At 66.8% G+C, this 15,896-nt stretch carries 15 protein-coding genes; 5 read left to right on the top strand and 10 right to left on the bottom strand.

The features are described 5' to 3' along the window. Positions 1-39 precede the first annotated feature (39 nt). The 7 genes from ACIPK7_RS22465 to yedA form a co-directional block, all read right to left on the bottom strand. Positions 40-2,079 (bottom strand): OPT family oligopeptide transporter, encoded by a 2,040-nt coding sequence (locus tag ACIPK7_RS22465; protein ID WP_192436262.1) that lies wholly within the window; start codon positions 2,077-2,079, stop codon positions 40-42. A 319-nt stretch (positions 2,080-2,398) separates the two neighbouring features. Then, entirely contained in the window at positions 2,399-3,232 is an 834-nt protein-coding gene (tauD, locus tag ACIPK7_RS22460) for a taurine dioxygenase (protein WP_192434383.1), read from the bottom strand. Positions 3,233-3,445: 213 nt separating this feature from the next. Then, positions 3,446-4,264 carry an ABC transporter permease subunit gene (locus ACIPK7_RS22455; protein ID WP_401090273.1) on the bottom strand — a complete coding sequence of 273 codons (819 nt, stop codon included), beginning with the start codon at positions 4,262-4,264 and terminating at the stop codon, positions 3,446-3,448. Further along, on the bottom strand, positions 4,254-5,057 hold the full coding sequence (locus ACIPK7_RS22450; protein ID WP_401090271.1) for a taurine ABC transporter ATP-binding protein: 804 nt from the start codon (positions 5,055-5,057) through the stop codon (positions 4,254-4,256). The genes ACIPK7_RS22455 and ACIPK7_RS22450 overlap by 11 nt, the downstream gene beginning before the upstream one ends. Positions 5,058-5,207: 150 nt before the next feature. Beyond that, positions 5,208-6,227: a taurine ABC transporter substrate-binding protein gene (gene tauA, locus ACIPK7_RS22445; RefSeq protein ID WP_192434376.1), complete on the bottom strand. Its 1,020-nt coding sequence runs from the start codon at positions 6,225-6,227 to the stop codon at positions 5,208-5,210. A 205-nt stretch (positions 6,228-6,432) separates the two neighbouring features. Next, positions 6,433-7,335 carry an acyl-CoA dehydrogenase family protein gene (locus ACIPK7_RS22440; RefSeq protein WP_401090268.1) on the bottom strand — a complete coding sequence of 301 codons (903 nt, stop codon included), beginning with the start codon at positions 7,333-7,335 and terminating at the stop codon, positions 6,433-6,435. 162 nt (positions 7,336-7,497) lie between these two features. Beyond that, entirely contained in the window at positions 7,498-8,385 is an 888-nt protein-coding gene (yedA, locus tag ACIPK7_RS22435) for a drug/metabolite exporter YedA (protein ID WP_192434402.1), read from the bottom strand. Between the two features lie 165 nt (positions 8,386-8,550). On the opposite strand from yedA, the gene ACIPK7_RS22430 reads away from it, so the two are divergent. Then, the gene (locus ACIPK7_RS22430; RefSeq protein ID WP_192434372.1) at positions 8,551-8,997 is read left to right on the top strand and encodes an Lrp/AsnC family transcriptional regulator; all 447 of its coding nucleotides are present in this window, start codon (positions 8,551-8,553) and stop codon (positions 8,995-8,997) included. A 272-nt stretch (positions 8,998-9,269) separates the two neighbouring features. Here the strand turns inward: ACIPK7_RS22430 and ACIPK7_RS22425 are convergent, their stop codons facing one another. Then, the gene (locus ACIPK7_RS22425) at positions 9,270-10,547 is read right to left on the bottom strand and encodes an acetyl-CoA C-acetyltransferase (RefSeq protein ID WP_401090266.1); all 1,278 of its coding nucleotides are present in this window, start codon (positions 10,545-10,547) and stop codon (positions 9,270-9,272) included. A gap of 168 nt (positions 10,548-10,715) precedes the next feature. Here ACIPK7_RS22425 and ACIPK7_RS22420 point away from each other — a divergent pair, with 168 nt between their 5' ends. Then, positions 10,716-12,071 (top strand): 3-oxoacyl-ACP reductase, encoded by a 1,356-nt coding sequence (locus ACIPK7_RS22420; RefSeq protein ID WP_192434367.1) that lies wholly within the window; start codon positions 10,716-10,718, stop codon positions 12,069-12,071. 136 nt (positions 12,072-12,207) lie between these two features. Here ACIPK7_RS22420 and ACIPK7_RS22415 read toward each other — a convergent pair whose 3' ends face one another. Further along, positions 12,208-12,612 carry an EF-hand domain-containing protein gene (locus ACIPK7_RS22415; protein ID WP_401090264.1) on the bottom strand — a complete coding sequence of 135 codons (405 nt, stop codon included), beginning with the start codon at positions 12,610-12,612 and terminating at the stop codon, positions 12,208-12,210. A gap of 64 nt (positions 12,613-12,676) precedes the next feature. Further along, a complete protein-coding gene (locus tag ACIPK7_RS22410; RefSeq protein WP_401090262.1) occupies positions 12,677-13,684 on the bottom strand; it encodes an AraC family transcriptional regulator in 1,008 nt (335 codons plus the stop codon). 206 nt (positions 13,685-13,890) lie between these two features. Between ACIPK7_RS22410 and ACIPK7_RS22405 the strand changes: the two genes are divergently transcribed. The 3 genes from ACIPK7_RS22405 to ACIPK7_RS22395 are packed head-to-tail and all read left to right on the top strand — an operon-like array spanning position 13,891 to position 15,879. Then, positions 13,891-14,748, top strand: a complete 858-nt coding sequence (locus ACIPK7_RS22405; protein WP_401090260.1) for a MaoC family dehydratase — start codon at positions 13,891-13,893, stop codon at positions 14,746-14,748. A 46-nt stretch (positions 14,749-14,794) separates the two neighbouring features. Then, complete coding sequence (locus ACIPK7_RS22400) at positions 14,795-15,112, top strand: nucleotide pyrophosphohydrolase (RefSeq protein ID WP_401090258.1); 318 nt, start codon at positions 14,795-14,797, stop codon at positions 15,110-15,112. Further along, positions 15,109-15,879 (top strand): methyltransferase domain-containing protein, encoded by a 771-nt coding sequence (locus ACIPK7_RS22395; RefSeq protein WP_192434359.1) that lies wholly within the window; start codon positions 15,109-15,111, stop codon positions 15,877-15,879. Before ACIPK7_RS22400 ends, ACIPK7_RS22395 begins: the two co-directional genes overlap by 4 nt. Positions 15,880-15,896 lie beyond the last annotated feature (17 nt).

Below are 15,896 nucleotides of genomic sequence, written 5' to 3'. Positions count from 1 at the left end.
AGGCGCCCGCAGGCGCCTTTTTCGCATCACGGCCAAGGGTCAGGCGCGGGTGCCGGTCAGCACCTTGCGGTAGAACAGCACGCAGATCGCCACGAAGACCACCAGGCCCAGCCATTGTGCGGTGTCTTCGAAGCCGTCGCCGACCAGCGCCAGCGGCGCGGCAGAACCCGTGGCGCCGATGATGGCGGCGAGCAGGATGCCCATCAGGCTCTCGCCGACGATCAGTCCGGAGGCCAGCAGCACGCCACGGCGCTTGGGCTCATCGGAGAACTTATCCACATCCTTGCCGGCAGTTGCCGCACGCTTGGCCAGGGCGGCTTCCAGCAGCCAGCCGATCACCGCGCCCACTACCAGGGTCATACCGATGGTCGGCGGCAGGTAGATGCCCAGGCCGACGGCGAGTACCGGCAGGCTGGCCTTGCCGGTGCGGCGCAGCAGCACGTCCACCAGGATCAGCGCGATGCCCAGCGCCACGCCGATCAGGATCATGTTCCAGTTCAGCGCATTGTGGAAAATCCCGCTGGCAATCGCCGTCATCAGCGTCGCCTGCGGTGCGGCCAGAGCGGCGTTCGGGTCCATGCCCTCGCGCGGCAGCGCGCCGGTGAAGCCGTAGGCGTTGAACAGCAGTTCCAGCACCGGCGGGATTACCAGGGCACCCACCAGGCAGCCGACGATCAGCGCCACCTGCTGGCGCCACGGGGTTGCGCCGACCAGGTAGCCGGTCTTCAGGTCCTGCAGGTTGTCGTTGGAAATCGCCGCGATGGCGATCACCACCGAGGTGGTGAACAGCGCCAGGGCGATGGCCAGCTTGCCGCCCTGCTGGTCGAGGAAGCCGGCTTCCAGCGAGCCGACGCCCAGGATCAATAGCGACACCAGTATCACCGCGATGATGCCGATCCCGGAGATCGGGCTGCTCGACGAGCCCACCAGGCCGGCCATGTAGCCGCAGGCGGCGGCGATCAGGAAGCCGAAGAAGAAGGCGAAGATCACGCAGACCGTCACCAGGCCCCAGAAGCCGAAGCCGTGCAGGTCCGGCGCGGCCTCGCCGAGGAAGTAGGAGAACACCACGAACAGCGCTACCAGCAGCACGCCGGCGATGGTGACGATCCACTTCGCCGACAGGTCCTGCTCGGTGCGCAGGTCGCTCACTTCACCGCGCCCGCGCACGGCGCTCAGCGACGACCAGACGCCCTGCACCATGGGTTTGAACAGGGTGGCCAGGGTCCACAGCGCGGCAATACCGATGGTGCCGGCGCCGAGGAAGCGCACCTGGCTGCTCCACAGCTTGGTGGCCAACTCCGGCAGGCTCTGCCCGGCGGCCAGCACGCTGTTAACCGAGAGCAGCGGCACGGCCACGCCCCAGGCGATGACCACGCCGATCAGGATGGCGATACCAGCGGTAATGCCCATCAGGTAGCCGGCGCCCACCAGCGCCAGGGAGAAACCGGTGGACAGGCGGAACGCCGCCTGCCCAGCGGTGAGCCAGAAGCTGAAGCCTTCGGCGAGCACCTTGAAACCGCTGCTGAGCAGGCTGAATGCGGCAGCGACCACGCCACCGGCGAGGATGTCGCGCAGGCCCGGACCGCCGGCCTTGGTCGGCTTGCCGGCCTTCTCCTCTTCCTCGTCCTGGCTGCCGACACGCAGGATCTCCGCGGCGGCCACGCCCTCGGGGTACGGCAGGCTGCTCTGCACCACCATTACCCGGCGCAGCGGAATGGTGTAGAGCACGCCGAGGATGCCGCCGATGGAGCAGATGGCGGCGGTCTGCCAGAACGGGAAGCCGCTCCAGTAGCCGATCATCAGCAGGCCGGGAAGGATGAAGATGATCGAGGACAGGGTGCCGGCCGCCGAGGCCTGGGTCTGCACCATGTTGTTCTCGAGAATGTTGGAGCCGGAGAAGTAGCGCAGCACGGCCATGGAAATGACCGCCGCGGGGATCGACGAGGCGAAGGTCAGGCCGACCTTGAGGCCAAGGTACACATTGGAAGCGGTGAACACCACGGTAATCAGCGCGCCGAGGATCAGGCCGCGAACCGTCAGCTCGGCGAGGTTGGACTCGTCGGGAATCCTTTCTTGCATGTAGGCAATCTCTTAATGAAGCGAAACTGCCAAAGCGTAGGACAGTGCACCATCCACCGCGACCCAGAATGGCGACGAATGCGGTCTGCGGTGCGGCTTCGTTGCCGCAAGTCACGGGGATGGCGGGAAATTCCCAGGTAAAGCAGGACTGTGGGAGCGAGCTTGCTCACCCATGAAATCGGCGTTATGCGGTTCGCGAGCAAACTCGCTCCTACATACCCATCCTCGGGCCCGTAGGGCGCATAACGCCTGGGGCGTTATCCGCCAATGCGGCGGATAACCCGCTCCAGGCTATTCGCCATACCAGAGCGAAAAACCGTCAGAACGGCTTGTCGCCAAGGATGGTCGCGCGGTGCATCACCCGGCGCTGCGGGCGGTAGTCATCCACCGCGTAATGCTGGGTCACGCGGTTGTCCCAGAAGGCCACGTCGTTCTCCTTCCAGCGCCAGCGCACGGTGAACTCTGGCCGGGCGAAATGGGCGAACAGCAGGTCGAGGATCGCGCGACTTTCCGCCGGTTCCAGCTCGTTGATGCGGGTGGTGAAGCCATCGCTGACGAACAACGCCTTGCGCCCGGTGACCGGATGCGTGCGGATCACCGGATGGCTGCGCGGCGGGTTCTTCTTGCGCGCTTCTTCCAGGCGCGCGAGGTCCGCGTCGGTGGCGCCGAAGCGCTCCTGGGGGAAGGACTTGCTGATGTCATGAGTCGCGGTGAGGCCGTCGAGCAACTGCTGCAGCGGCTTGGACAGCGCTTCGAACGCCGCGATGCCGCTGGCCCACAGGGTGTCGCCACCGTAGGGCGGCAGCTGTTTGGCGGCCAGCACGGCGCCCAGAGCCGGGGTTTCCAGGAAGGTCACGTCGGTGTGCCAGATGGCGTTGTCGCGCACGTCGGTGACGGCAGTGTCGAGGACAATGACTTCGCGCTGCTCGGGCGAGCTGGGGTAGATCGGGTGGATGTGCAGGTCGCCGAAGCGCGCGGCGAAGTTCGCCTGCTGGGTCGGCGTCAGCGGCTGGTCGCGGAAAAACAGCACGTGATGATCGAGCAGGGCCTGCTCGATCTGGCGCTGCGCCGCGTCGTCCAGCGGGTCGGCCAGACGCACGCCGGAAACGATGGCGCCCAGGGCCGGGCTGATGGGTTCGATGCTCAGGGTCATTTCAATTCACTCATCTAGTTCGGGCTGGGCGTCGTAGCCCTCACCCCAGCCCTCTCCCAGAGGGAGAGGGAGTTGTTCGGTGTGCTCGGGAAGGACGAGACAGTCCTTCAACAACGGAGGAATGGCAGTGAGGCAGCGAACGAAACGCCGCTCGGAACAGTCCCCTCTCCCTCTGGGAGAGGGCTAGGGTGAGGGGCTCCTGCCCCGACTGCTCTACTCCCAGGAAGCAAACCGCTTCTGCAGCCAGCGCAACCCCAGTTCGAAGCTCAGCGCGATGGCGGCGATAAGCAGGATTCCCAGCACCACGACATCGGTGGCGAGGAACTGCGCGGCGGACTGCACCATGAAGCCCAGGCCGCGGTTGGCGGCGATCAGTTCGGCGGCGACCAGGGTCGACCAGCCCACGCCCAGGGCGATGCGCAGGCCGGTGAGGACGTCCGGCAGCGCACTGGGCAGGATCACGTGGCGCACCACCTGCAAACGGCTAGCGCCCAGGCAGCGCACGGCCTGGATACGAGACTTGTCCACGCGACGCACGCCGGCGGCGGTGGCGATCAGCAGCGGCGCGAACAGCGCGAGGTAGATCAGCAGCACCTTGGACAACTCGCCGATTCCGAACCAGATGACGATCAGCGGCAGGTAGGCCAGCGGCGGTACCGGGCGGTAGAACTCCACCAACGGATCGAACGCCGCGCCCACCAGCGGGTTGAGGCCCATCAGGATGCCCAGCGGAATCGCCGTCAGCACCGCCGCGCCCAGCGCCAGCAGCACGCGCAGCAGGCTGGTGCCGACGTGTTGCCACAGCGAGGCATCGACGTAGCCCTCGGCCAGCAGGCGCTGGAAGGCTTCCACCAGTTGCTCCGGCGCGGGCAGGAACAGGGTGTCGACCCAGCCCAGGTGCGTGGCCAGCCACCAGAGGACGAAGATTGCACCGACGCTGCCAGCGGCGGCCCAACGGCGGTAGTCGCGCGGCACGCTGCGGGCAGTCGGCGCGGCGGCCGGGAGTTTGGCGGCGAGGGTTTCAGTGGGCATGCTCGACCTCCGGTTCCTCAAGCGTCTCTTCCAAAAAAAGATCGAGAAGCAGTTGGCGCAAGCGCGCGAATTCCGGGTCGGCCTTGATCGAGCGCACCGGTTCGCCAGCGGCGTAGCGGCGAGCGAAGTCCAGCGGCAGGCGCTTGACGATGCGCGCCGGCGGGCCGTCCATCACCACCAGGTCGGTGGCGAGGAACAGCGCTTCATCGACGCTGTGGGTAATCACGAACAGGCCCTTGCCGGTCTTGCGCCACAGGTCGAGGGTCAGCACCTGCATGCGCTCGCGGGTCAGCGCATCGAGGGCGCCGAAGGGTTCGTCGAGCAGCAGGAAATCCGGCTCCACCGCCAGCGCGCGGGCCAGGCCCAGGCGCTGCCGCTGGCCACCGGAGAGCTGCGAGATGCGGTAGTCCGCGTGCTCGCCCAGGCCCACCAGCTTGAGGACTTCATGGGCGCGGGCATTGCGCTCGGCGGCACCAACGCCACGGATACGCAGGCCCAGCGCGACGTTGTCCAGCGCGCTCAGCCAGGGCATCAGCGCATCGTCCTGGAACACCACGCCGCGCTCGCCACCGGGGCCGCTCAGGGTGCGACCGTCGATCTGCACGCGGCCGCTGTCCGGCGCCTGGAAACCCGCCAGCACGTTGAGCAGGCTGGACTTGCCGCATCCCGACGGGCCGAGCACCACCAGGGATTCGCCCTTGGCCAGGCTGAGAGTGAGGTTCTGCAACACGACGCGCTCGCGTCCGCGCTGCTGGAAAGTGAGGCTGACTGCCTCGGCCGTCAGACGGCTCATGTTCTGCCCTCCGTAGGGTGAGAAGAAATGCGTGGGGCCTTGTAGGAGCGAGGGGGACGCCATCGTTATTGCTCGCGAACCAGCCCGAACTTCAGTGCCGTCCGGTGTTCGCGAGCAAGCTCGCTCCTACGAAGAACGAAGAGCAACGGATCAGCGCTGCCCGACCTGCACGCTCTCCGCCTGGCGCACGTACTCGGCGCTGACATAGGGCGAGTAATCCTTGAGCACCGACGGCACGCGCTTCTGTTCTTTCAGGAAGGCGGCGGTGCCGGCGATGTCCTTGGCGGTGCCGCCACCCAGCAGGGCGGAGGACAGCTGCGCCTGGGATTCGGGGAAGGCGGAGCCGGCCAGCAGTTCAGGCACGTCCTGCGGATCGGCGCCGGTCAGCTTGGCGATCTTCTTCACCTGCTCGGAGTCGGCGGTCCACTGCGCCTTGTGGGCGTTGTAGTCGGCGAAGGAATCCAGGCTCACCTTGGCGAACTTGGCGATGATTTCCGGGTGCTTCTCGGCGAAGTCCTTGCGGGCTACCCAGACCTCGAAGGTCGGCGCGCCCCACTGGCCGACTTCGGCTGCGTCGGTCAGCACCTTGCCGGACTTCTTGATCTCGCCCAGGGCGGGCGACCAGACGAAGGCGCCGTCGATGTCGCCACGGCGCCAGGCGGCGGCGATCTCGGTGGGATTGAGGTTGACGATCTTCACCTTGGTCGGGTCGATCTTCCAGTGCTTGAGTGCGCCCAGCAGGCTGTAGTGCGAGGTGGAAACAAAGGGGGTGGCGATCGTCTTGCCGACCAGATCTTCGGGCTTCTCGATCTTGCTGCCGTTGCGTACGACCAGGGCCTCGGCGGCGTTGATCTGCGCGGAAACGATGAAGGCAATGATCGGCAGACCGCGCGAGGTAGCGGCGGCCAGCGGGCTGGAGCCGAGGTTACCCAGCTGTACGTCGCCGGAGGCGATGGCGGCGACCACTTCCGGACCGCTGTTGAAGCGGCGCCAGTCGAGCTTCTCGCCGATGACCTTTTCATAGGTGCCATCGGCTTGCGGAACCTTGGTCGGGTCGATGCCGGTCTGGTAGCCCAGGACGATGTCGGCGAACGCGGCGCTCTGGAAGGTCAGGGCAGCCGCAACAGCGACGCCGGCCACGGCACGGCGTACGAAACGAGGTTTGTTCATGGTGTTTCCTCTGAAGGTAACGGCGGTGCCGGCCTCACAGAGGGGACGGACCACGGGACGGGATTCGATGGGTGAAACGGGTGTCCGGCGGTCCGGTAGAGCTAGATTACCGATATAAAAAACTTCGAATAAATACTTTTTAGTTCTTAACTTATGAGCGCCAGCGCTTGTCTCGATTCGGCTACAGGCCCCGTGTTACGGCGCCTCAGGTAGCACCGGAGAGCACACGGGCGCGGGTGCCTTCCTGGCGCAAGCCTACCTGGACCGCGTGCTGCGCCACGGCGGCGGTTTCCGCCACCAGGGTCGCCAATGCCGCGCTGCGGCTGAAGCTCAGGCCGTTGCCCGCCGCCTGGGCGGATTCGAAGGCCACCGCCGACTGTTCGGACAGACGCAGCCCCAGCGCCAGCAGCCGCTGCAACTCGCCCGCCGCCGCCCGCGCCGGCAAGTTCTCGAACGCCTGCACGGCAAGGCCCAGGGCAATATTCGCCTGCAGCAGCGCGGAGAGGCTGCCGCGCAGTTGCGCACGGGGCGTCCACGGCAGGCCGGGCGGCAGCAGGATGTCCTCGGGATGCAGGCGCACCTCATGGCAATGCAACAGGCCGCCGCCGCTGGGCTCGAATCGATCCAGCCCGTTGCGATCCGCCGGCAGCGCGGCGATCAGCAATCCTTCGCTGGGCGCATGGCGCGCCGAGATCAGCAGCCAGTCCACCGACTCCGCGCCGAAGCAGTCGTGGCGCCCGCCCTGCAGCAGGAAACCGCCGCGCCGATGCTCCCTCGCCAGCAGGCGGCTTTCCTGGTGATCCACCGCCTCGCCCCACAGCCATTCGCGCTCAATGCTGAGCGGCAGCAGGCGCTCGCGCTGCTCGGCGCTGCCCAGCAGCAACACGCTGGCCAGTTGCAGGTGATGCAGGGCAAACAACCGGGCCAGGGTGCCGTCGCGCTCGGAGAGATCGCGCAGGGTCTGCAGTACCTCGTCCCAGCCGGCACCTCGGCCGCCGTACTCGCGCGGAACGGACAGGGCCAGCAGGCTGGACGCACGTAGAGCGTCGCTCCAGCGCTGGATGGGAGGCAATTCGGAAAGCGAGGAAAACGGTACCACCAGACTCATGCACACCTCGGCTCGAAGGGGTGGATCAGTGGCCTGGGCGTATGGCGCGCGGGTGTACTGAAAGGGAGGAAAAGAACGGCCTCCGAATGGAGGCCGTTTCATACCCTAGCGAATCGCACGAGACGCGCGAAATAACCTTTCGGGCTTAGCTCATGCCGCGAGTCAGACGGCTTCCTTGCGCCGCCACTGCGGCAGGCCGATCAGCACCACCGCACTGATAATCACCGCCATTGCCAGGGATTCCGCGAGGCCGATGTGCTCGCCGGCGAACACCACGCCAAGCAGCACCGCAACCGCCGGGTTGACATAGGCGTAGCTGGTAGCTGCCGCCGGGCGCACGTTGGCCAGCAGGTACATGTAGGCGCTGAAGGCGATGATCGAGCCGAACACCACCAAGTAGGCCAGCGCACCCCAGCCGGCGGCGGTAGGCATCTGCTCCAGGCGCTCGCCACTAAGGAAGCTGCCCAGTAGCAGCACGCCACCACCCACCAGCATTTCCACCGCGCTGGCCATGGCGCCACCGGGCAGGTCCAGGCGCCGGCTCCACACCGAACCGAAGGCCCAGGTCGCCGCCGCGAAGAGGATCAGCGCCGCGCCCGCCGGGCTGCCCTGCAGGTTGGAACCGAGATTGAGCAGCACGATGCCGAACAGGCCCAGGGCGATGCCGGCCCATTCCAGCGCCGTGGTGCGGTTGCCGAAGAAGCGCCCGAATACCAGGGTGAACAGCGGCACGGTCGCCACCGCCAGCGCCGCTACCCCCGAGGCCACGCCCCAGTGCTCGGCCACCGTCACCCCGCCGTTGCCGCAGCTGAGCAGGAGGATGCCGATGGCGCCCGCCGACAGGCACTGTTTCAGCGTCGGCATTGGCGCGCCGCGCGAGAGCATCCAGATGAACAGGATCGCCCCGGCGATGATGAAGCGGCAGCCGGCCATCAGCATCGGCGGCCAGGATTCGACGCCGATGCGGATCACCAGGTAGGTCGAGCCCCAGATGAAGTAGAGGGCGAAGAAGGCAGCAATCAGGGTCAGTGAGACGCGGGCTCTGGGCATGGGCATCGTGGTCATGGGTGGGACTCGACAAGGCAGGCAAGGCGCTTCATTTTATGCAGGCCAACCGCCCCTTATAAGGCACAGACAACGCCATTACGGGCATAACACTTTTCATTCGATGGATTTTTTCAAGACTTGCCGTCGAATCAAAACCGGAGTAATCGCATGGACAAGTACGACCGCGCCCTGCTCGCCGCCCTGCTGGAAGACGGCCGCCTGTCCTTCGCCGAACTGGCCCGCCGGATCAACCTCTCCCCTCCCGCCGTGGCCGATCGCGTGGCGCGCCTGGAGGCCGAAGGGGTGATCACCGGGTACCACGCCAGCGTAGACCTGTCGAAGATGGGCCGCTCGATCCAGTGCCTGATCGAGATGCGCCTGAACGACCATCGCAGCAAGAGCATGCTCGACCCACTGCTGGAAATCCCGCAGATCATCGACTGCTACCGCATCACCGGCGAAGCCTGCGTGATGCTCAAGGTGGCGGTCAGTTGCACTCAGGAACTGGAAGAGTTGATCGACCGCCTCGCCCAGTTCGGCACCAGCAGGACATCGCTGGTGCTCTCGACGCCATTCGCGCGGCGAATCCATCCGGGGATGTTGCAGGGAGGTTGAGCCGCCTATCTAGAAGGAAATTGCGCTCCCCGCCAAACGACGGCCGCAGCCTGTAGGAGCGAGGAGGGACGCCTGGTTCTTGCTCGCGAATACCGGACGGCTCCGAAGCAAGCCTCGCAGGGCGGATAACCTGTCCCAGGTTATCCGCCCTGCGCGTTGCTCGCTCCTACATATCCGGCGGACAAAAAAAGGCGGCGCCGCTTGCGCGGTGCCGCCTGAAGTCACGGAGTTGCTTACATCGGGGAGGAAAACATCCGTCCCGCTGTATTGGATTACCTTTCGACGATCGCGGTCACACCTTGGCCGCCTGCCGCGCAGATCGAGATCAGTCCGCGTCCCTTGCCGGCGCCATCCAGCAGCTTCGCCAGGTTGGCGACGATGCGCCCGCCGGTGGCCGCGAACGGGTGGCCGGCGGCCAGCGAGCTGCCCTTCACGTTGAGCTTGCTTCGATCGATCGAGCCCAATGGTGCGTCCAGGCCGAGGCGGGTATTGCAGTAGTCCGCGTCCTCCCAGGCCTTGAGGGTGCACAGCACCTGAGCGGCGAAGGCTTCGTGGATTTCGTAGAAGTCGAAGTCCTGCAGGGTCAGGCCGTTGCGCGCCAGCAGGCGCGGTACCGCGTAGACCGGCGCCATCAGCAGGCCCTCGTGACCGCCGACGAAATCCACCGCCGCCGCTTCGCCGTCCTTGAAGTACGCCAGGATCGGCAGGCCGCGCTCTTTCGCCCATTCCTCGCTGGCCAACAGCACCACAGACGCGCCATCGGTCAGCGGCGTGGAGTTGGCCGCCGTCAGAGTGCCCCGCGAGCCGCGCTCGAATACCGGCTTGAGGGTGCCGATCTTCTCCAGGTTGATGTCCGGGCGCAGGTTCTGGTCGCGCACCAGGCCGCGGAACGGCGTCATCAGGTCGTTCTGCCATCCCTCGTCGTAGGCGGCAGCCAGCTTGTGATGACTCTCGTAGGCCAACCTGTCCTGTTCGTCGCGCGGGATGGCCCAGGTCTGCGCCATCAGCTCGCAGTGCTCGCCCATCGACAGCCCGGTACGCGGCTCGCCGTTTTTCGGGATGTGCGGCATCAGGTGGCGCGGGCGAATCTTCAGCAGGCTCTTGATCTTCTCGCCGTTGGACTTGCCACGGTTGGCTTCCAGCAGGATCTTGCGCAGCCCTTCGTTAACGCCGATGGGCGCGTCGGAGGTGGTGTCCACGCCGCCGGCGATGCCGCAGTCGATCTGCCCGAGGGCGATCTTGTTGGCCACCAGGATCGCCGCTTCCAGGCCGGTGCCGCAGGCCTGCTGGATGTCATAGGCCGGGGTTTCCGGCGCCAGGCGCGTGCCCAGCACGCACTCGCGGGTCAGGTTGAAGTCGCGCGAATGCTTGAGCACGGCGCCGGCGACCACTTCGCCCAGGCGCTCGCCGTGCAGCTTGTAGCGCTCGATCAGCCCATCCAGCGCGGAGGTCAGCATCTCCTGGTTGCTCGCCGTGGCATACACGGTGTTGGAGCGGGCGAAGGGAATACGGTTGCCGCCGACGATGGCGACCCGGCGCAGTTGGGTCATGCAGAGCTCCTACAAGGGTGAGCGTTGAAGTGCGGTCAAGGCTAACCTTAGCCGCTTGTGTCGCATTGGCCGCCCCGCCGTTGCGCAGGTCAGCGCGGTCAATTGCGCCGAACCCGCCGCTGCGTAGAGTGGTCAGCACTTTAGAGACCCTGTGCAGGAGCCCGTTCCATGACCGATCGCTACATCGCCTTCGCCAACTCCAACGTCGGCCGCCGCCTGGTCGGAGCCCTCGGCCTGCCCGCGCCGGTCCGCCTGGAGCGCTGGAGCGCCGGGCGCACGCGGCCGGTGGACGGGGCGCTGCTGCTCGGCGGCGAGGGCAACCTGAACGAGGCGGTGCTGCCTTTCGCCGAGCGCCTGACCGATGCGCTGTTCTCCTTCAGCGACGGCCAGTACGGGCTGCCACGCTGGACTGCCGAGCATGGGCCCAAGCTCAAGGCCATCGTCTTCGATGCCAGCGGCCTGACCCGTTTCGAACAGACCATCGAGCTGCGCACCTTCTTCCAGGGCGCCCTCAAGGGGCTGGATAAATGCCCCCACGTTGTGATTCTCGGCCGCGCGCCGGAATCCGTGAAAGACCCCATCGCAGCCAGCGTGCAGCGCAGCCTGGAGGGCTTCAGCCGCTCGCTGGGCAAGGAAATCCGCCGGGGCGGCAACGTGCAACTGGTGTACGTCGGCAAAGGCGCCGAGGATCAGCTCGAAGGCGCGCTGCGCTTCTTCCTCTCGCCCAAGAGCGCCTATGTGTCCGGGCAGGTCGTGCGCCTCTCCGCCTATGACAAGCAGGTACAGGACTGGAGCCGCCCGCTGGTGGGCAAGCGCGCGCTGGTGACAGGCGCCGCCCGCGGCATCGGCGCGGCCATCGCCGAAACCCTCGCCCGCGACGGCGCCGATGTGGTGCTGCTGGACGTACCGCCGGCCAAGGAAGCCCTCGATGCGCTGGCCGCGCGCCTGGGGGGCCGTGGTGTGGCACTGGACATCTGCGCCGCCGACGCCGGTGCTCAGCTGGTGGCAGCACTGCCCGAGGGCGTGGACATCGTGGTGCACAATGCCGGCATCACCCGGGACAAGACGGTCGCCAAGATGAGCGAAGCCTTCTGGAACTCAGTGATCGACGTGAACCTCAAGGCCCCGCAGGTGCTGACCCAAGCGCTGCTGGACGCCGGCAAGCTGCACGACGACGGCCGCGTGGTGCTGCTCGCTTCCATCAGCGGCATCGCCGGCAACATGGGCCAGACCAACTATGCGGTGAGCAAGGCCGGCCTGATCGGCCTGGCGCAGGCCTGGGCCCCGGCGCTGGGCAAGAAGGGAATCAGCATCAACGCAGTGGCGCCGGGCTTCATCGAAACCCAGATGACCGCCGCCATCCCGCTGACCATCCGCGAAGCCGGCCGACGCATGAACTCCATGGGCCAGGGCGGCCTGCCGCAGGACGTCGCCGAAGCCGTGGCCTGGTTCGCCCAGCCGGGCTCGGGCGCGGTGAGCGGGCAGGTGCTGCGGGTTTGCGGGCAGAGTTTGCTGGGGGCCTGATTCTGGGCGCGGCCAGCTTGTACAACAGCTCCGTGCCTCGATCATCCGTGTAGGGCGCATAACGCCTGCGGCGTTATCCGCCGTCTTGGCGAATAACCCGTTCCGGGTTATTCGCCCTACGGATGCCAGCGCTCAATTACCCCCGCGCCGCCACCAGCTCACGAAACTCCGCCGCACTCACCCGATGATCGCCATCGCGGTCCGCGCGCACGATCAGCGCCGGCTCCTGGGTCATGAACTCTGCTTGGCTGACCTTGCCGCCACCATCCCGGTCCGGCCAGGCAATGGCGTTGGGCGAGACGTTCACGCTGGGGTTGGGCGGGGTCACTTCTTCGCGGGTGAGCAAGCCATCCTGATTGCGGTCCAGCCGGTGGAACATGCGCACGCGCATGGCCGACAGATCATCGGCCTCGATGAAGCCGCTGCCGTCGCGGTCCAGGCGGGCGAACGCCGTCTGCTCCATTTCCCCCGCCACGGCGTGCTCAGCGCTCATCAGCAGGACGGTGGACAGCAGCAGGGTCTGGCGGATTCGGCTTTGCATCGGGCATACCTTGGCGGGAATTGACCGGCAAAGCCTAGCCAGAGGCGGACTCGAAACGGTTCGATCACTCCGCCGGCGATTGCGGGCGGCCACGTCGGCGGAACTCCACCGGGGTCTCGCCGACCCACCGCTTGAAGGCGCGGTAGAAGGTGCTCGGCTCGGAGAAGCCGGTGCGTTCGACGATCACCTCGATGCGCTCGTCGGTCTTGAGCAGCAGCTCCTTGGCCAAGCGGCAGCGGTAGTCGGTGACCAGGTCGTTGAAGCGCACCCCGGCCATGGCCAGGCGCTCGCGCAAACGGCGGGCGGGCATGTCGAGACGGGCGGCGACCTGCTCCAGCGTCGCGCCGCCATCCACCAGCAGCACGCCGATCAGCTCGCGCACTTTACGCACCAAGTCCAGCCGCTCCACTTCCGCCAATTGCCGGCGCGCCAGGGACTCGTGCATGCGCAGCAACTCAGGCGCGGCGTGGCGCGAGGGTTTCTCCAGCACCTGGGCGTCGAATACCAGCGCATAACGATTGGCGCCCAGCACTGCCGGGCAACCGTAGACCTCGCGATAACGCTCGGCGGGCGCGCCTTCCTCGTGCATCAGTTGCACTTGCTGGGGCTTGAAGTCGCCCTCGGTGAGAGCATGGAACAGGCGCACCACCGCTCCGGCGAGCATTTCGGGGAAGTGCCGGTTGGTCCCGGCGGTGTGGCCGAGCAGCAGCACGGCCTTCTCGCCTTCCACTTCCAGGCGGGCGTTCAAGGTATCGGAGAGCAGGCGCACGTAGCGCAGGGCGTGGCGCAGGCCTTCGCCGAAGGTGGCGCTGGAGAGGAACAGGTATTCCAGCAGCAGGCCGTGGAACGCGGGCAGGTGGCCGGCCAGATAGAGGCCAACGTGCTCTTCGCCGCATTCTTCGGCGGCGGCCTTCCAGAACAGGTTCTGTGCGCTGTGAGGGAATCGTCCGGCAGGCAGACTGCCGGCAGGCAGGCCGACGCGAGCCAGCACGCGGTCGGGGTCGGTACCGCTGGCGCGCAGGGCGTCGATCACCGGGCGCATCAGCGCCACATCGTCGGTCAGATCACGCATGGTGTTTTTTCTAGTTATCCATGAGGCGGGCCCATCTTAGGCAGCTTTCCTATCGCCCCTCAAGAGAATCAGGAACAAGCGTGCGGGAAATATCTGAGCGATCGGACGGTCATATTGACTTGCCTGCCGCGCGCCGCGTTGCCACGGCCAATGCCCGCGCTCCAGCGCTGGCTAAGCTGATTGAATGACCCGCCAGGAGATACCCGATGCCCCGCGATTGGCTTGACCTGTCCGCCCCACCCGCCCTTACCGGCCTGTTCGCCCGCGCCGCCGTGCGCCGCGGCGTGCGTGGCCGCAGCCTGCCGACACGCGGCCTGCGCTGCCCGGTCACGGTCGATCCGAAGCACCTGGAGCGCTACCGCAAAGTCTGCGGTTTCGCCGACAACCACCTGCTGCCGCCCACCTACCCGCACATCCTCGCCTTCGGCCTGCAGATGGGCCTGCTGACCGACGCGCGTTTTCCCTTCCCGCTGCTGGGCCTGGTGCACCTGGAAAACCGTATCAGCGTGTTGCGCCCGCTCGGCGGCCTGGGCCCGTTCAACGTCAGCGTGCGGGTGGATGACCTGCAGCCCCACGAAAAAGGTGTGACCTTCAGCATCATCACCCAGCTTCACGACCAGCTCGGGCTGCTCTGGGAAGGCGACAGCCGCATCCTGTTCCGCGGCATGCGCCTGGACGGCACGCCGCCCGCCCGCGATGAAGTGGCCGAGCTGCCGCTGGAACAGATCGACGCCTGGAACTGCCCGGCGGACATCGGCCGGCGCTACGCCCGCGTGGCTGGCGACTACAACCCGATCCACCTGTCGGCCGCCAGCGCCAAGCTGTTCGGCTTCCCCCGCGCCATCGCCCATGGTCTGTGGAACAAGGCGCGCAGCCTGGCCGCCTTGGGCGAGCGCCTGCCGATGGCCGGCTATCGCGTCGACGTGCGCTTCCAGAAGCCGGTGCTGCTGCCGTCCCAGGTCAACCTGCTGGCCAGCGAGCCGGGGCCTTCCGGGCAGTTCAGCCTGCGCGGCAAGGACGGCCTGCCGCACATGGCCGGCAGCTGGAGCCCGCTGGACGTTTGACGCGTCAGGCTTGAAGCTATGGGGCTCACGTTGGAGCCCCATCTGCATGAACCTCGAAGCCATCACCGCGCGCCTGCACGCCATCCGCGACCACAACGACTGGAGTCGCTTCCACAGCCCGAAGAACCTGGCCATGGCGGCCAGCGTGGAAATGGCCGAGCTGGTGGAAATCTTCCAGTGGCTGCGCGAAGACGAATCGCGCCAGCTGCCGCCGGAGAAACTCGCCCACGCCGGGCAGGAAGTCGGCGACATCGTCCTTTACCTATTGCTGATGTGCTCGGAACTGGGCATCGACATGGAGCAGGCGGTGCTCGCCAAGCTGGCCGACAGCGAGCGGCGCTTCATTGAGGGGGGCGCCAAGTGAGCGATTCCCCGAAGACCGGCGACCGCCATTTCGACGAACTGGCCACGCGCTTCGCCGAGAAGATCTATGGCGGCGCCAAGGGTGCCATTCGCCTTGCCGTGCTCCAGGCCGACCTCGCCGAGGCGCTGCCCGACCGTCCGCTGCGGGTGCTGGATATCGGTGCGGGGCTGGGCCACATGTCGCTGTGGCTGGCCGGGCGCGGCCACGACGTAACCCTCGCCGAACCCGCCGCGCCGATGCTCGAAGGCGCACGCCAGCGCTTCGCGGAAACCGGCCTGCAAGCCACCTTCATTGCCGCACCCTGGCAGGACCTGCTCGGCCAGCTCAACGAACCCTATGACCTGGTGATCTGCCACGCCGTGCTGGAATGGCTGGCCGAACCGCTGGCGATCCTGCCCGTGTTGCACCAGCTGACCCGCGCCGATGGCTGGCTGTCCCTGGCCTTCTACAACCGCGATGCGCTGATCTACCGCAACCTGCTCAAGGGCCACTTCCGCAAGCTGCGCAAGAACCGCTTCTCCGGCGAGGGCCAGAGCCTGACCCCGCAGGAACCGCTCGACCCGCGCGTGCTCGAAGCTGCCATGGCCGGGCACTGGACCATCGAGGCGCGCAGCGGCGTGCGGGTGTTCCACGACTACATGCCGGTGGAGTTCCAGCACAAGGCCGAGCCGCTGGACCTGGTGGAGATGGAACTGCAATACCGCCGCCATCCCGCCTTCGCCGGCCTCGGCCGCTACCTGCACTGGCTGTGCCGGCCGCAGGATTAGGTGCATAGTTGCCACTG

The sequence above is a fragment of the Pseudomonas sp. NPDC086581 genome (assembly GCF_044746165.1).
Lineage (GTDB): Bacteria > Pseudomonadota > Gammaproteobacteria > Pseudomonadales > Pseudomonadaceae > Pseudomonas.
The sequence above is the reverse complement of the archived record's forward strand: the minus strand, read 5'-3'. Positions and strand labels throughout refer to the sequence as shown.

What these genes read in the sequence shown, in the direction of transcription:
- ACIPK7_RS22465 (WP_192436262.1), bottom strand. Translation starts at nt 2,079, where the DNA reads ATGCAAGAAAGGATTCCCGACGAGTCCAACCTCGCCGAGCTGACGGTT.
- tauD (WP_192434383.1), bottom strand. Translation starts at nt 3,232, where the DNA reads ATGACCCTGAGCATCGAACCCATCAGCCCGGCCCTGGGCGCCATCGTT.
- ACIPK7_RS22455 (WP_401090273.1), bottom strand. Translation starts at nt 4,264, where the DNA reads ATGCCCACTGAAACCCTCGCCGCCAAACTCCCGGCCGCCGCGCCGACT.
- ACIPK7_RS22450 (WP_401090271.1), bottom strand. Translation starts at nt 5,057, where the DNA reads ATGAGCCGTCTGACGGCCGAGGCAGTCAGCCTCACTTTCCAGCAGCGC.
- tauA (WP_192434376.1), bottom strand. Translation starts at nt 6,227, where the DNA reads ATGAACAAACCTCGTTTCGTACGCCGTGCCGTGGCCGGCGTCGCTGTT.
- ACIPK7_RS22440 (WP_401090268.1), bottom strand. Translation starts at nt 7,335, where the DNA reads ATGAGTCTGGTGGTACCGTTTTCCTCGCTTTCCGAATTGCCTCCCATC.
- yedA (WP_192434402.1), bottom strand. Translation starts at nt 8,385, where the DNA reads ATGCCCAGAGCCCGCGTCTCACTGACCCTGATTGCTGCCTTCTTCGCC.
- ACIPK7_RS22430 (WP_192434372.1), top strand. Translation starts at nt 8,551, where the DNA reads ATGGACAAGTACGACCGCGCCCTGCTCGCCGCCCTGCTGGAAGACGGC.
- ACIPK7_RS22425 (WP_401090266.1), bottom strand. Translation starts at nt 10,547, where the DNA reads ATGACCCAACTGCGCCGGGTCGCCATCGTCGGCGGCAACCGTATTCCC.
- ACIPK7_RS22420 (WP_192434367.1), top strand. Translation starts at nt 10,716, where the DNA reads ATGACCGATCGCTACATCGCCTTCGCCAACTCCAACGTCGGCCGCCGC.
- ACIPK7_RS22415 (WP_401090264.1), bottom strand. Translation starts at nt 12,612, where the DNA reads ATGCAAAGCCGAATCCGCCAGACCCTGCTGCTGTCCACCGTCCTGCTG.
- ACIPK7_RS22410 (WP_401090262.1), bottom strand. Translation starts at nt 13,684, where the DNA reads ATGCGTGATCTGACCGACGATGTGGCGCTGATGCGCCCGGTGATCGAC.
- ACIPK7_RS22405 (WP_401090260.1), top strand. Translation starts at nt 13,891, where the DNA reads ATGCCCCGCGATTGGCTTGACCTGTCCGCCCCACCCGCCCTTACCGGC.
- ACIPK7_RS22400 (WP_401090258.1), top strand. Translation starts at nt 14,795, where the DNA reads ATGAACCTCGAAGCCATCACCGCGCGCCTGCACGCCATCCGCGACCAC.